The following is a 14,230-nucleotide window of genomic DNA, read 5'->3' as shown; positions in this document are numbered from 1 at the left end:
GTTGCAACGCTGCTGGGGTGGTCAGGTACGGCGGTGACTCAGGCTAAAAACAGGTGTTGGCTCATCTGTGCACACTCATATCTGCACGCTAAGGCGCGTCAGCCAGACCTCCGGCTCCTGGCGAAAACCTGTGGGGGTGTTGAGGTTGCGTTGGTAATCGACGTCGAGCTGCACGTTCTTCCAGCTCAGGTTGAGCCCCGCGCTGGCGCCGCTCAGGCGTTGGCTCCGGGCGCCGTGTTCATGCTTGACCCAGCCGTTGTCCAGGCCCAGGCGCGGGGTGAGTTTCACCGGCAAGTCAGTGTTGAGCGGCAGGCGCAAGGTGTTGCGCCATACCGCGCCAATGGCACCGGAAGTACTGTTTTCGCGGTAGCCGCGCACGGCCGAGTCATCGGTGATCAGCAACTGTTCGATGGCGGGCAATGCATCCGGGCTGTACTGCACCGACAACTGGCTTTGCCACTGCCATGGCTGCGTTGACCATTGGCCGTTGCGCCATTGGGTGAGGTTGGCGCGGTACTTTTGAAACTGCGCCTTGGGCCGGTTTTTCTGCACTTGGTCGGCATCGCGATCGGCGCCGAACCAGGTCAGGCCCTGGGCGTAGTTGACGTCCAGGTTCCACACCGCGCTGTTGAGCCAGAACAGGTTCAGGCCCGCTTCGGCCACGGTCAGCGTGGGGCTCTGGATGTCCAGGTGCACCTTCTGCAGGTAGCTGTCGACGTCTTTGTAGGCCAGTTGCAGGTTGGCGCTCAGTTGGTGGCCCTGGTCGCGCCACAACACACGGTCGCTGCGCAGGCTGACCTGATCGGTGCGGCCACTGTTGTAAAACGTGGTGCGGCTGAGCTTGAACGGTGAGCGGTATTCGGCATGGCTGGCGAACAGGCTATAGGTCCAGTAACCGTAAGGGATGGAGTAGAACAGGCTGTGGCTGCGGCTGTAGCGCGGCCCATGGTTGAGCGTGTCGCTGAAGCTCAGGTTGAGCGAATCGTTGAGTTGCAGCGGGCTGTCCAGGCTCAAGTTGATGGCATTGCGATCACGCCCGGTGCCGGCGCTGCCGAGGTTATCCACCCCCAGGCCCAGGGCCCAGCGCGAGGCACTGCCGCGCGAGCGCAGGATGATGCGCGACGCGCCCGCTGTGCTGCCTGGGGCGATGTCGGCGGTGAGGTCCACCGAGCGCAGGCGGTTGAGCTGGTCCAGGCCCTGTTCCAGGTCTCGCAGGTTCAGGGGTTTGCCGAGCATTCCAGGGAATGCCCCGCCCAATGAAACGGGCAGGCTCTGGTCGGCCAGTTCGATAGCTTCCAGGTAGCCTTCTTCGACGTGAATATCCAGCGGCTGCCCGGCGGCGGGCGCACTGATCAGGTAGGGGCGGCTGGCGATATAACCGGCCTCGACGTACAGCCGGGTGATCTCGGCCAGTAGGCGGTTGATCTGCGTGACGCCCATGCAAGGCGCTACGTAGGGCTCGATATGTTTGTCTAGCGCGGCACGGCTGAACAGCGTGACCCCGGCCAGGCGCGTACCGCTCAAGGGCCAGCAGTGTTCATCCTTGGCGATGTCCGTGGGCAAGGCCGGTGTGGCCGCAGGCGTAGCGAAGCTGCCGCGTTGCATCTGCCGCTGGCGTTGTTCGAGTTGGAGTTGTTGAAGGTCGCGCTGCTGTTGTTGCTGCAAGCGCAAGGCTTCCTGGCCAGGCTGCGGGCCGTCGGCAGCGGCCATAGGCAGCGAGCAAAGGCAGAGCAGGGCGACGCCCAGTTTGTGAAGACAGCACAAGTGTCCGGTTGAGAGCTGATTTGGCACTCGACATCCTTAACGTAGAAATACACACGATCTATGCCTTCTGAGCCAAACCTTGAGTTCAGGGGCTTGCTGAACTGGAGTCATCATTAATCGTTTTGTTACATGGGTGTAGGATTTATTGCATAAAACGTGAGGAATGCCACGTTATTCAGGGAAAAATCGCACAAAAATAGTGCGTGGCGGGCAGGAGGCAACCTGATAACCCTTTGTTTCAGGGCTTTGTAGGGGGGGGAGGGGGCGAGACGTTATGTTTATTGTTGCAAGTAGTGCTGTTAATCACCCTGTTTATAGCTACGGTGGGCGCCCGACAGACGTGTCTGCACGGTAAAACGAAAAAAGGCCATTCTCGCGAATGGCCTTTTCGGGTGCGAACCTCTCATCAGCCTCCAGCTGATTGCTCGTTCAACAGGAAGGCATGCAGGGCTTCCATGGTCATGCTTCCCAAGTCTTCGCCCGCGCGGGAGCGAACAGTGACGGTGCCGTTTTCTTTCTCTCGTTCACCGACTACGAGCAGGTAAGGCACGCGTTGAAGCGTACTTTCACGAATTTTGTAGCCGATTTTCTCATTGCGCAGATCGGCTTCAACCCTGAACCCAAGCTGCACCAAATCATTGCGTGTCTGGTCGGCATAATCGTTTTGTGCATCGGTGACCGTCACGACGATGGCTTGCACTGGCGCAAGCCATAGCGGGAACTGGCCAGCATGGTGCTCGATGAGAATACCGAGGAACCGTTCCAGCGAACCTACGATTGCCCGGTGCAGCATCACTGGCTTGCGACGTTGCGAGTGCTCATCGACGTATTCTGCGCCCAGGCGATCCGGCATGTGATAGTCGACCTGCATGGTGCCTACCTGCCATTCACGGCCGATGGCGTCACGCAGGTGGTATTCGATCTTGGGGCTGTAGAACGCGCCTTCGCCTGGCAGCTCTTCCCACTCAACGCCACACTCCGAGAGGGCATCACGCAACAGGTTTTCGGCCTTGTCCCACACCTCGTCGCTGCCCAAGCGTTTGCCCGGCTCAGGACGCAGTGCGATTTTTACCGCAATATCAGTGAAGCCAAAGTCGGCATACACCTTGATTGCCTGGTAGTGGAACGCTTTGATCTCGGCTGCGATTTGCTCTTCGGTGCAGAAGATGTGCCCGTCATCCTGGGTAAAGGCGCGCACCCGCATAATGCCGTGCAAGGCACCCGAAGGTTCGTTGCGGTGGCAGCCACCGAACTCGCCGTAACGGATCGGCAGTTCACGGTGGCTGCGCAGGCCATGCTTGAAGATTTGGATATGGCCTGGGCAGTTCATCGGTTTGAGTGCGTACTGGCGGTTTTCGGACTCGGTGACAAACATGTTTTCTTTGTAGTTGTCCCAGTGCCCGGATTTTTTCCACAGGGTACTGTCAAGCACTTGCGGCGACTTGACTTCACGGTAGCCACCGTCGCGGTAAACCCGACGCATGTACTGTTCGACCGTCTGCCACAACGACCAGCCTTTGGGGTGCCAGAAGACCATGCCTGGAGCTTCTTCCTGTTGATGGAACAGGTCGAATTGTTTTGCCAGTTTGCGGTGATCGCGTTTTTCGGCTTCTTGAAGTTGATTCAAGTAAGTCTTGAGCTCTTTTTCGTTACCCCAGGCGGTACCGTAGATGCGACTGAGCATGATGTTGTTGGAGTCACCACGCCAGTAAGCACCCGCCACTTTCATGAGTTTGAAAGCGCCCAGCTTTGCAGTGTTGGGTACATGAGGCCCGCGGCACAGATCGGTGAACTCGCCCTGGGTATAAAGCGAGAGTATTTCGCCGGAAGGGATAGAATCGATGATTTCGGTCTTGTAGCTTTCGCCCAGTTTTTCAAAAAACGCCAGTGCTTCATCACGCGATAGCTGCGTGCGAATCACCGGTAGTTGCTCTTTGACGATCTTGGTCATCTCGGCTTCGATGAGCGGCAGGTCATCCATTGTAAAAGGACGAGGTGCCACGAAGTCATAATAGAAGCCATTATCAATAACAGGGCCTATCGTTACTTGAGTGCCGGGATACAGTCGTTGAACCGCCTGGGCCATCAAGTGAGCTGTCGAGTGGCGTATAAGCTCCAGCGCTTGTGGGCTCTTGGTCGTGATGATCTCTACGGTGGCATCTGTTTCCAGGAGGTAGCTGGCATCGACCAGCGTATCGTCGACCTTGCCGCCAAGGGTCGCGGCGGCGAGTCCTGCGCCAATGGATTGAGCCAACTGTTGCACAGTCAAAGCTTCTGGAAATTCTCTGCGACTGCCGTCCGGTAGAGCGATAGTGACCATATGTAAGGGTGCTCGAATATTAATAGTATCTAACGCGTGAATGCGTTGTGTGTAGCCATATGAGTGTATGGGCAACCTAACCTGAATAGGCTGCCCAAGCGTCTGGAACCGCGGTGTGCAACCATATCACGATATGTTCCAGACATATTCATTGGCGAGATAGGGTTTCATTTTGTTAGTGGTCTCCAGCCATTCCCGATAGGGGTCGCTGGCCTTGACGATGCCGCTGCCAGCATAGACGTGAATATGCGATTGAGTGAGCTTGACCATGCGTATGGCCAGCGCAAAGTTGGCATCATCACCCAGGGTGAAGTAACCAAGCCCACCGGTGAAAAAACCGCGGTCGATTTGTTCATAGCGGCGAATACGTTCGCCGCAGACTGCCAAGGGTTTGCCCCAGATCGTGGCGGGAGGGTAAACCGCCGCCAATGCATTGAATACGTTCAGCCCTGCTTTTACTGTACCGCTGATCAAGCTTTTGAGGTGTTGCACATACCCCAGGTCGATCACGCTGCGAGATTCGCGCAAGTCTAATGTGCCGTTCTCGCAGACGGTGGCGAGCTGTTCAAGAAACAGCCCTGCGGCGGTTTCATGCTCCTCGAGTTCCTTCAGGTCACTGGTGAGCTCCTGCCTGTAGCGCGCATTTTTTTCACCTTCGCTTGAGCCCTTGCGCGTTCCCGCCAGGGGTTCGACTACCAACAGCTCTTTTTCCTTGCGCAGCAGCGTCTCAGGTGAAATTCCCACCCACGCCACCTGATCGGCCCAGCGGAAGACAAACTCGTAATGGGGGTTGGGACGGGGCGCCACCAGGCGTAACAACACCGCAGGAGAGATGGGGCGTTCGAGGGTTAATTTGACTTCACGGCCAATGACAACTTTGTCTGCATCGGTGCACGCCAGCTCGTTCAACAAACCGACCAGGTCGTCCACGTAGTCTGCACACGCCGGAATGTCTTCGCGTTTGGTGATACGTGGGTTGGCCGTCGGGGTGAAGTCAGCCACAGAGGCGATGAGACGTTCGTCGATGGCGTACCAGATATCTTCGTGCAGACAACTGAACGTAAGTTGCTCTTCACTGATCCGGCAGAATAACCGCGGTAGGGTGAATATCAGCGGTTCGCTCAGGTACTCAGGATGGGTTGCGCAACGCCATCCTCCCAGGAAGGTCGCTGATGCGGGCAGCCCCTGCTTTTCCATTAACCATGGGCGTAGCTGCTCCACGAAGCGCGCCACCGCATCGAACAATTGTTCATGGAACAGCTGCGACACGTCCAGCGCCACCGTTTCTGCCAGGCACACCGCTTGTTCATGTTGCAACTGCAGATTCAGGTGCGCCCCGTCATGGGTGACCACCAGGCGAAATTCACTCCCGATGCCGATCATTGACGTTCTCGTGCCGTCGGTATGGTGGCTGAACAAGCCCATGAACTCACTCGCCAGTTTTGGGAAGCGCCGTTCCAGCACGGGCAGCAATGCGGCACCCAGCTCGTGCGCGTTCAGGTTTGGATAGGGGTTGGCATAGCTCGACTGTTTGAGGGTATTCATCGAGACTCCCGATAGGCATGGGCCAGATGACTGCACAGTTGCAAGGTTTTTTGAAAGTCGAAGAACGGGGCCGGGTCTTCATGACGCTCAGGGGCAGGATGGCTGCTGGCGAGGCTACGAACTTCCAGAGCGATACCGCTCAACCGACTGTCCAGGGTCCTGTGCAGGTTCAAGGTTTGGTCCCATTCAAGCGCGGCGTTTTGGGTCTGGCTGCCGGCCGATTGTTGCGCTGTGTGTATATTCAGCGGGTCGCATAACCAGATCACGGGTGATCGTTGTGTCTGCAGGGCGCGGATCGCTTCGCCCAACGCTTGCGGGCTGCCCGCCGTATTGGCGATCAGGAGGATCTTGCCGGTCTGGCGGTCGGGGTTGAGGCGTTCCACGGTGTTTACCAGCACATCGGTATCGATCTGCTGCCCGAGGCGAAGTGCGACGGGGTTTTGCAGGCCACGGGCAAACTCTACATAGCAACTGTCGTGAAACAGGTTGCACGCGTCGATCCAAAGCAAAGACGCGCTGGAGGCGTAGAAACCCGAGTGGTAAGTACGGCGCACCAGGGCTTGCTCATAGTCCAGATGAGCGCACTCATGGCAAGTATGGACTGCCGACATTTTACCGCGCAGCTGCTGCATTGCGGTGTCAGTGGCTTCATACGCCCACAGCAGACGATTGGCATCCGGGCGCCTGGCCCACGGTGTGGCTGCCTTGCAGTTGACCATGTCGCCAAAGTAGCGATCCAGCATGATGCCATTGAGCAACTCCGTGGCATCGGGTTGGGTGCGCGCATAGCTTCCAGCGACTGGGCCGATTGCCAATACGGGTAGGCCAAGCATTAATGCCAGGTACCCGCTTAGCGATTCAAGCGTCTTGATGCGCTGTTCGAAGGTGGCCTTAGTGACGTCGTTCAGGCTCTGTTCACGTTGGCCCATGAGTTGCACGAACGCTTGGCCGTCGGCTGCGTGCACCAGTGCCCGCCGCAACCGGACAATGTCGTCTTCATTGACCAGGCCCGGTAGCCGTGACAGTTGCTTGAGCACGGCAGACAGCTGCTTGCCCGGGTAGTTGGGCATATGTCGGCGTTCCTTGTCGCGCCAGCTTTCCGGACGCCAGGATTGCGATGCGTATACCGAATCAAGATTTAACACTTCAAGCCTCCAGGCAATACTCGACATCAATGGCGTGGGGTGACTTACTCAAAGGTGGCCCCACCATCAACGATCAGGTTTTGCAGGGTGATATGGTTCGCATCGCGAGACAGCAGGAAGGCCACCACCGCCGCAATATCCTGCGGCTCTGCAATTTTTTGCAGGGGAATACCGAGTCGGTATTGCGCGGGGTCGCCAGCGATGATGCGCTGCTCGGTCTGCGTGCCTTCACCAGCAAGGTTTGCCAGCATGGGCGTACGGGTCGAGCCGGGCGACACCACATTGCAGCGAATTCCCTGAGCGGCGAACTCCAAGCCTATGCAACGGGTGAGCATGGCTGCAGCTGCCTTGGACGCGCAGTAGGCGCCCATGTTGACGCGCGGTGTGCTGCCCGCATTCGAGGCAACCGTAACGATAGCGCCTTGACCACGGGCGGCCATGCGTGTGGCCACGGCCTGGGAGATGAAGAAGGTACCGTGGACGTTCACCTCAAAGGTCTTCTGCCATTCTTCGGCTGACGTAGTGGCGATGCTCTTGGGGATCAAAACGCCGGCATTGTTGACCAGCCCGTCCAGTGGGTAATGGTTGTCAATGGCGGCAATGGCCGACTCCACTTCGTGCGCCCGGGTGATATCGACAACCTTCGGATGCAGCTTGAGCGAGCGTTGTTCATCGGCCAGCACCGCCAGTGCCTGGGCGTTATTGTCCAAGGCAAAGACCTCGGCGCCTTCCTGGAGCAGCAGGCGTGTGATAGCAGCTCCTATGCCCTGGGCCGCTCCGGTAACGACAATCGACTGATGTTGGAAACGGCTCATGGTTGCTCACACTCCGTCACCGGCATCCGCTCGCTGAGCAGCATCCACCAGGCGGTAAAACTGGGGCGTTCAGCAAGCTCCATGAAGCTCACGTCAATCCCGCGCTTACGCCATTTCTCACTGAGCGTCAGCAAGCGCACTGAGTCTACGCCAGCCTCTTGAGGCGACTCGAACTCGGCGAGTTCCTCCGTTGGGATTCTCAATATCGCGGCAATCTCAGCGTAGAAATCCGGCTTTTCGTACATCAGCTTGCCCGGGGTCATCGTGCCTTCCCCAGTTCTGCCAGCATGTCATTGCAAGACATTATCTTGCTGGAGCAGTTGGCCATGTGGCGTATCGCCATTTCATGCAAGTCCAGAGAGAAATCGCCCATGGCATCTGCGACCACGAATGGCTGGATATCACACATGAAGGCTTCGGTCGCCGTGACCAGGCAGCCAATGTGGGCATATACGCCACAGATAATCAGTTGGTCGCGCTGGCCCTCCTGCATGCGTTTGAGCAGCGGCGACTTGGCAAAGGCGCTGTAGCGATGTTTAACCAGCACCTCATCAAGGTCCGCGTCAGGTTCAAGCCCCGCGACAATATCTTTTGCGTTGCTTTGCTCGGGCATGCCCGGCCCCCAGAAGTCCGTCAGCAAACCACGGTCGTCCTTGGATTGGTTGCCTGGCTGGGCGGTGTAATACACGGGAATATTCAGCGCATGGCAGCACTCCTTGATGGCAGCGATACGTTGTATGACGCCATCGATGAAAGCCTTGGAGGCGTAAGGCGCCAGGAAGTAATTTTGCATATCGTGAATCAACAGCGCCGCCCGGGATGGCTCGACGGCCCAGTCCAGCGGTTTGCGTTGCAGTGCTACTTCGTTCGGCGCGCGGTATTCCATGATTTTCGGGATTGCCATCATTCAGTCCTTGTAGGTTCAGGTGCCAGCTAAGCGGTGGTCATTGGCCCAGTTGTATTCGCAGTCGCTTCTTGTCGATCTTGCCCAGGGTGGTTTTAGGCAATGACGGGACCAGATAAACCTGGTCTGGGACCTTGAAGGCCGCTATCCCTTGCTGACGAACGAACGACTTGAGCGCACTGCCCGACAGCTGCGTGCCAGGTGCCAGCACGACCACCGCGCATGACACCTCACCCAGATACTCATCCGGCAGCCCGATGATCGCGGCCTCCAGAACGCCCGGATGGGCAAGCAGGTAGCCTTCGATTTCTTCTGCGGCGATCTTTTCGCCGCCGCGGTTCACTTGGTCCTTGATGCGACCGGTGACCACCAGATAGCCGTCGTCGCGGAACACCACCACATCCCCTGTGCGGTAAAACCCTTCTGGTGTGAAGGCCCTGGCGTTGTGTTCCGGCGCATTGAGGTAGCCGCGAATGGTGTAGGGGCCGCGTACCAGCAGTTGCCCTGCGATGCCGTTGGCCACTGGCTCGTCGTTCTCGTCGACGATCAGGATTTCATCGTCACTGCTGATAGGACGCCCTTGCGTATGCAAAACATGCTCTTGGGTGTCGTCCATCGCCGTGTAGCACACCAAGCCTTCGGACATGCCGTAGACCTGCTGCAGTTGGCAATCGAACGATTTGGCAAGCCGCTCGGCCACATCATCACTCAGGCGTGCACCTCCAACCTGGAGCAATTTCAGGCTGGACAGGTCATGTTCGCGGGAGGCATGCAGCCAGGCCTGGGCCAGGCTTGGAACTACCGACGTCAATGTCACGCGCTCGCGCTCTATCAATGCAAAAGCGGCTGAACCACTAGGGTCCGAAGTCATGACGACGCGGCCACCGGCGTACAGCACGCCGAGAAAGCCTGGCGAACTCAGCGTGAAGTTGTGCCCGGCAGGCAACACGCACAGGTACACGCTGTCGCTATTCAACTGGCAGATTTGAGCGCTGGCCTTGAAGCTATAGAGGTAGTCGTCATGTCGGCGCAGGATGAGTTTAGGCAGCGCGGTGCTGCCGCCGGACAACGTGATGAGCGCAGGCTCGCGCGAATGGCGCTGCGGCCAGGCAGCGGTACGTCCGTACAGCTGGGCGAAAGGTACGAAACCTTCAGCATCGCCGACGACGATGACCTGCTTGATGGCTGGAATCTGCTGCGTGAGCTCGGTGGCGATATGTCGGTAATCGAAGCCCATCGTCTGGTCTTTGATTACGTAGGCGATTGCGCCTGAAATCTGAAAAATGTGGGTGATTTCATTCAGGCGATCCGAGGGCAAGGCAAACACCGGAATTGCACCGAGACGAAACAAGCCGAAAATGGTTTCTATGAACTCCAGGGAGTTGGGCAGCTGCACAACCACCCGGTCACCCGCCTTCAAGCCCAGGGCGGCGAAGCCATCGGCAATTCGATCGGCATTGCTGTCCAGTTGCGAATAGCTCAGGTTCCGTTCGCCGTCGGTAACCGCCACGCGATTCGGGGCCAGCAGCGCATGACGCGTGAGTATTGCGCCCAGAGTTTCCCCGGTCCACCAACCACTGGCCCGATAGCGAGTCTCGAACTCCCTGGGCCAATAAGGGGCATCGAGCCCTTCGATGGGTGCAGGAGGGCTGATCAGTGTTTCGAGTCGGTTGTCTTGCGTGCGGCCCAGGCATTCGCCATGGCTGGCTGGGCCAAATAGTGTGTTCCAGCCCGTCGGCGTGGGCGCAAAGTCTGGCCACAACGACAGTTGCTGGGCATCGTTGATGAGCAGGCGGAAGCTACCGTCAACATCGTCGAACGGGTTATGGAACGCGCGCAGGGCGCGTGGCCCACGGATAGGGACAATCGGGTTGAGGTGCTTATAGCGCGCCAGCAACACCTGGGCTAACGGTTCGGCAAGGTCGGTCACGAAATAATGTCCGCCGCCTTCGATCACCGACAGCGTTACGTCTGGCGAGTACATCAGCCAATCCTTGTAGCGCGCCTCGTAGTCGGGGGTGAGCGGGTCCATGTCGCCAACGATCACATGGATAGGCGCCTGCAACGTTTGGCGATTGAGCGCTTCCTCGGCGAAAAAGCGTGCGGTCTGGGTGGCGTCATGTTTGGTCATGCGAGCGATGCTTGCCATGCTGGCATCGTCGAGGACCTCTTTGAAACCGCCAATTTGCTGCAGGAAATCAATAATGTTTTCGCCGCTCTGCTCGGCAACCCTGGCCCGCACTTCTACCGGGTCTTGATCCAGCAGCATGCCGCCAATGACCAGAGCCTTGAGATCGGCACCGCCTTGTTCCAGGCGTCGTGCGATCTCGATGGCGGTGGCGTTACCGGCGCAGTGCCCGTAGACAACGATCGGCCCGCTCAGCGTGGCGAGAATTTCCTGAGTCGCGGCGTCAGCGACGGTTTCCAGGTCTTGCATGCCTTCGTCCGGGCGCATGATGTCGTGCCCCGGCAGGTTGACCGAGACACAGTTGAAGACGCTCGACAGCTGGTTGACCAGGTTGCGGTAGGCAAACGCATTACCACCGGCAAACGGAACGCAGACCAGGTTCAGGCGCTCTTTCTTTGCGCCCTTGTCGAACTTGTGCAGCCAGTTGGCCGCGCCCTGGGTCTCGCTGTCCTGATGATCACGCAGATAGTCTGCATTGGCCCTGGGGGTCGGCTGTTCGAACAGCTCGGTCACTGGCAGTCCCAGGTCCCGGCAGACCCTGATGGCTTTGATCGAGTCACCGCCGATATCGAAGAAGTTATCATCGATGCCGAGGGTTTCTATCTCCAGTTGCTCACTCCAGGCGGCCAGGACTCGCTCGTCCAACTCATCACGAGGCGCCTGGACCTGACGCGCACCCGACAGAGCAATGGCCGGCAAAGCCTTTCGATCCACCTTGCCGCTCAAAGTGACAGGCAGGCGCTCTTGCACACCGATGGCGCCAGGCACCATGTAGGAGGGCAAACGCTCGCGCAGGTAGTCGCGCACCTGCGCAGTGTCGATATCCTCGCAACGGCATGTGGCTCTTGGCACTACGTGCGCCACTAATTTGGGATCGCCCGATGCATCGGTGACCACCAACGCAATGGCATCGGACAACAGCGGGTGGCCGCGCAGTTGGGTTTCGATCTCGCCCAACTCGATGCGATAACCACGGACCTTGACTTGCTGGTCGGCCCGCCCGATGTACTCCAATACCCCACCTTCCTGCAACGCCGCCACGTCGCCACTGCGGTACATGCGCTCGCCGGGGGCACCGAACGGGTCGGCCACAAAGCGGGTGGCATCCAGGTCCTGGCGATTGAGATAACCGCGCGCCAGGCCCGCCCCGCGTACATACATTTCGCCATAACCACCCACGGGTACCGGGCGCAGTGCATCATCCAGAACCTTGATGTCGAGGTCATCGTAGACCGTGCCGATCAGGCTGCCTTGATTAGCCAGGACTTGTTCCAGTGTGATGAACTGGTACGTCGCGTTAATGGTCGTTTCGGTGATGCCGTACAGGTTCAACAAACGGGTACGGCTATGACCGTACTGATCGAACCAGGGTTTGAGCCGGCTCAAGTCCAGCGCCTCGCCGCCAAAGCACTGATAGCGCAGGTTCAAGCGGGACGCGAGTTCCGGGTGATCGGCCTGGGCCTCCATCAAACGGTAGAACGCGGACGGGATCTGGCCGAATACGGTCACCTGTTCCTGCACCACCAGTTCCAGCAGTTTTTCCGGGTCGCGGGTGGTGTCTACAGGCACCAATACCAGGCGGCCGCCATGGGCGAATGCGCCCCACATTTCCCAGACCGACGCATCGAAGATGTAGCCGTGGCAGGCGGTCCATACGTCGCTGCTGCGATAATCGAACCAGTGATGGGTACTCTCGAACAAGCGCACAACGTTGTGGTGGGTAATGCACACCCCTTTGGGTTTGCCGGTGGAACCGGAGGTATAGATGATGTAGGCCAGGTCTTCGGCGCCCGGTCCCGACTGCACGTTGTCGATGGGCTGCTGCTGCAAAGCGTCCGTACACTCTGGTGCGTCGATGACCATGACGTTCAAACTGCTGCCCGGGACCAGCTCCTGGCTTGATTGATCACAGATCACCAATGTCGGACCGGTGTCTTCAAGGATCGTGGCGATGCGTTCGGCTGGGGCGTCCGGGTCCAGTGGCACGTAGTAGGCGCCGGCCTTCAAGACCCCAAGGATGCAGACAAGTGTCTCGACAGAGCGCGCCAATAACAGAGCGACCGGTTGTGTACCGTTTCGTCCGGTCCGGGCCTGGATCAAATGGGCGAGACGGTTGGCGCGCTGGTTGAGCGTCTGGTAGCTCAGATGTTCGCCATTGAAGGTCAGGGCGATGGCATCCGGGGCCGCATGCACGGCGTGTTCGAAACGTTCGACCAGGGTCTGCGCCAGCGTATGCGCTTGGTTTACCGGGCTGAAGCAGGCGTTGCCTTGGGCGTAGCCCGGGTCTGTGGCGTCGTAGGCGTCCAGCAGCCCCAACGGGGCATCGCTGGCCGCCGCGAAACGCTCGACAAAGTCGACGAACCGCTGCACGTGCCGTTGAAGGGCCTCATGGCTGTATAGCGCCGGGTTGGCCATGGCAATGATGTTCAAGGTTTTATCATCGGCCGGCGTCTGGATCAGTAATGAGAGATCGTCGGCAGGGCCAGCGCTGAGCACGTGGACTTCGCCATGCACGCCATCGAACGATAGCTTTGTGGAGAAGAAATCAATATTAATTTGCGGTCCTGTCAGGCGTCGGTTATCACCCAGCAGGTTGCAATCTCGTCGGATATCTTCGGCGCGATAGCGTTGGTGGGCACGCATGCGGTCCAATTGTTCCTGGACGCTTTCAACCAGTTGTTCAACGCTTTCGCCGGGCTTGATGTCCAGTCGCAGCGGCAGCACATTGGCCAGGGTGCAGGGAACGTTGATCGCGCCGGTGGAGAAGCGGTTCATCATCGGCAGGCCAACGGTCACTTGGCGATACCCGGTGCTACGCCCGATAAACGCTGCGAAGGCCGCCAACAGTACATTGACCCACTGCGAGTCCAGCGCCTCGGCACGTTCGCGCAAGCTGGCCAGGATAGGTTCGCTCAACACCTGGCGATGCTGGATGGCTTGGTAGGAAGGTTGAGCGACGTCACTGTTGAGGCTCGCCACCTCGGCCATGTCCTGGCAGTGTTGTTGCCAGAACGCACGGTCCTGTGCAAAGGCTGGTGATGCACGCCAAGCCAGTTCGTTCTCCAGTACCTCTCGCACACTGCCAAAAGGCGATGGCGAGTTGACTTCCAGCGCTTGCCCATAAAGCTCTGCGACGCGCTTGAACAGCATGGAGAGTGCGACGCCATCCATGACGATATGGTGGGTCTTGAAGTACCAATAGTTGACGTTGGGTGCCACGTGCAGCAGTGCACTGGAGAAAATCGGGCCGCTTGACAGGTCCGTGGGACGCGCCAGGTCGTTCTCCATCCAGGCCCGCGCCTGTTCGGCATCCAGGTCGAGCACGCCAAGGTCTACGGCGACCTGGGCCAGGATGGTTTGTGTCAGTGCGCCGTCCTGAGCCGGGTCTTCATCAAAGCGGGCGCGCAAACCCTCGATGTCGTTCACCGCCCGCTGCAGGGCATGCTGCAGGCGCTGGGGGTCTATCTCACCGCGCAGCTCGATATAGCTGGCAACGTTGTAGGCAGGGCTTTGCGGGTCGAATTGATGCCCCATCCAAATCGACTGTTG

Annotated in this window: 8 protein-coding genes; all 8 read right to left on the bottom strand. The window is 58.7% G+C overall.

Translation table 11 applies throughout. The annotated features are described in order from the left end of the window. Positions 1-75 precede the first annotated feature (75 nt). Entirely contained in the window at positions 76-1,710 is a 1,635-nt protein-coding gene (locus HU731_RS09680; protein ID WP_225931645.1) for a ShlB/FhaC/HecB family hemolysin secretion/activation protein, read from the bottom strand. A gap of 460 nt (positions 1,711-2,170) precedes the next feature. Beyond that, entirely contained in the window at positions 2,171-4,084 is a 1,914-nt protein-coding gene (gene thrS, locus HU731_RS09675) for a threonine--tRNA ligase (protein WP_186607894.1), read from the bottom strand. A 126-nt stretch (positions 4,085-4,210) separates the two neighbouring features. Next, positions 4,211-5,629 (bottom strand): chorismate-binding protein, encoded by a 1,419-nt coding sequence (locus HU731_RS09670; protein ID WP_186607895.1) that lies wholly within the window; start codon positions 5,627-5,629, stop codon positions 4,211-4,213. Next, on the bottom strand, positions 5,626-6,699 hold the full coding sequence (locus HU731_RS09665) for a 3-deoxy-7-phosphoheptulonate synthase (protein ID WP_186607896.1): 1,074 nt from the start codon (positions 6,697-6,699) through the stop codon (positions 5,626-5,628). Before HU731_RS09665 ends, HU731_RS09670 begins: the two co-directional genes overlap by 4 nt. A 119-nt stretch (positions 6,700-6,818) precedes the next feature. Further along, positions 6,819-7,589, bottom strand: a complete 771-nt coding sequence (locus tag HU731_RS09660) for a 2,3-dihydro-2,3-dihydroxybenzoate dehydrogenase (protein ID WP_186607897.1) — start codon at positions 7,587-7,589, stop codon at positions 6,819-6,821. Beyond that, complete coding sequence (locus tag HU731_RS09655; protein WP_202889555.1) at positions 7,586-7,852, bottom strand: phosphopantetheine-binding protein; 267 nt, start codon at positions 7,850-7,852, stop codon at positions 7,586-7,588. The genes HU731_RS09660 and HU731_RS09655 overlap by 4 nt, the downstream gene beginning before the upstream one ends. Then, positions 7,849-8,493, bottom strand: a complete 645-nt coding sequence (locus tag HU731_RS09650) for an isochorismatase family protein (RefSeq protein WP_202889557.1) — start codon at positions 8,491-8,493, stop codon at positions 7,849-7,851. The genes HU731_RS09655 and HU731_RS09650 overlap by 4 nt, the downstream gene beginning before the upstream one ends. A gap of 40 nt (positions 8,494-8,533) precedes the next feature. Beyond that, positions 8,534-14,215 (bottom strand): non-ribosomal peptide synthetase, encoded by a 5,682-nt coding sequence (locus tag HU731_RS09645; protein ID WP_186607898.1) that lies wholly within the window; start codon positions 14,213-14,215, stop codon positions 8,534-8,536. Between the last annotated feature and the right edge of the window lie 15 nt (positions 14,216-14,230).

It is taken from the genome of Pseudomonas salmasensis, assembly GCF_014268375.2.
Taxonomy (GTDB): Bacteria; Pseudomonadota; Gammaproteobacteria; order Pseudomonadales; family Pseudomonadaceae; genus Aquipseudomonas; species Aquipseudomonas salmasensis.
The sequence above is the reverse complement of the archived record's forward strand: the minus strand, read 5'-3'. Positions and strand labels throughout refer to the sequence as shown.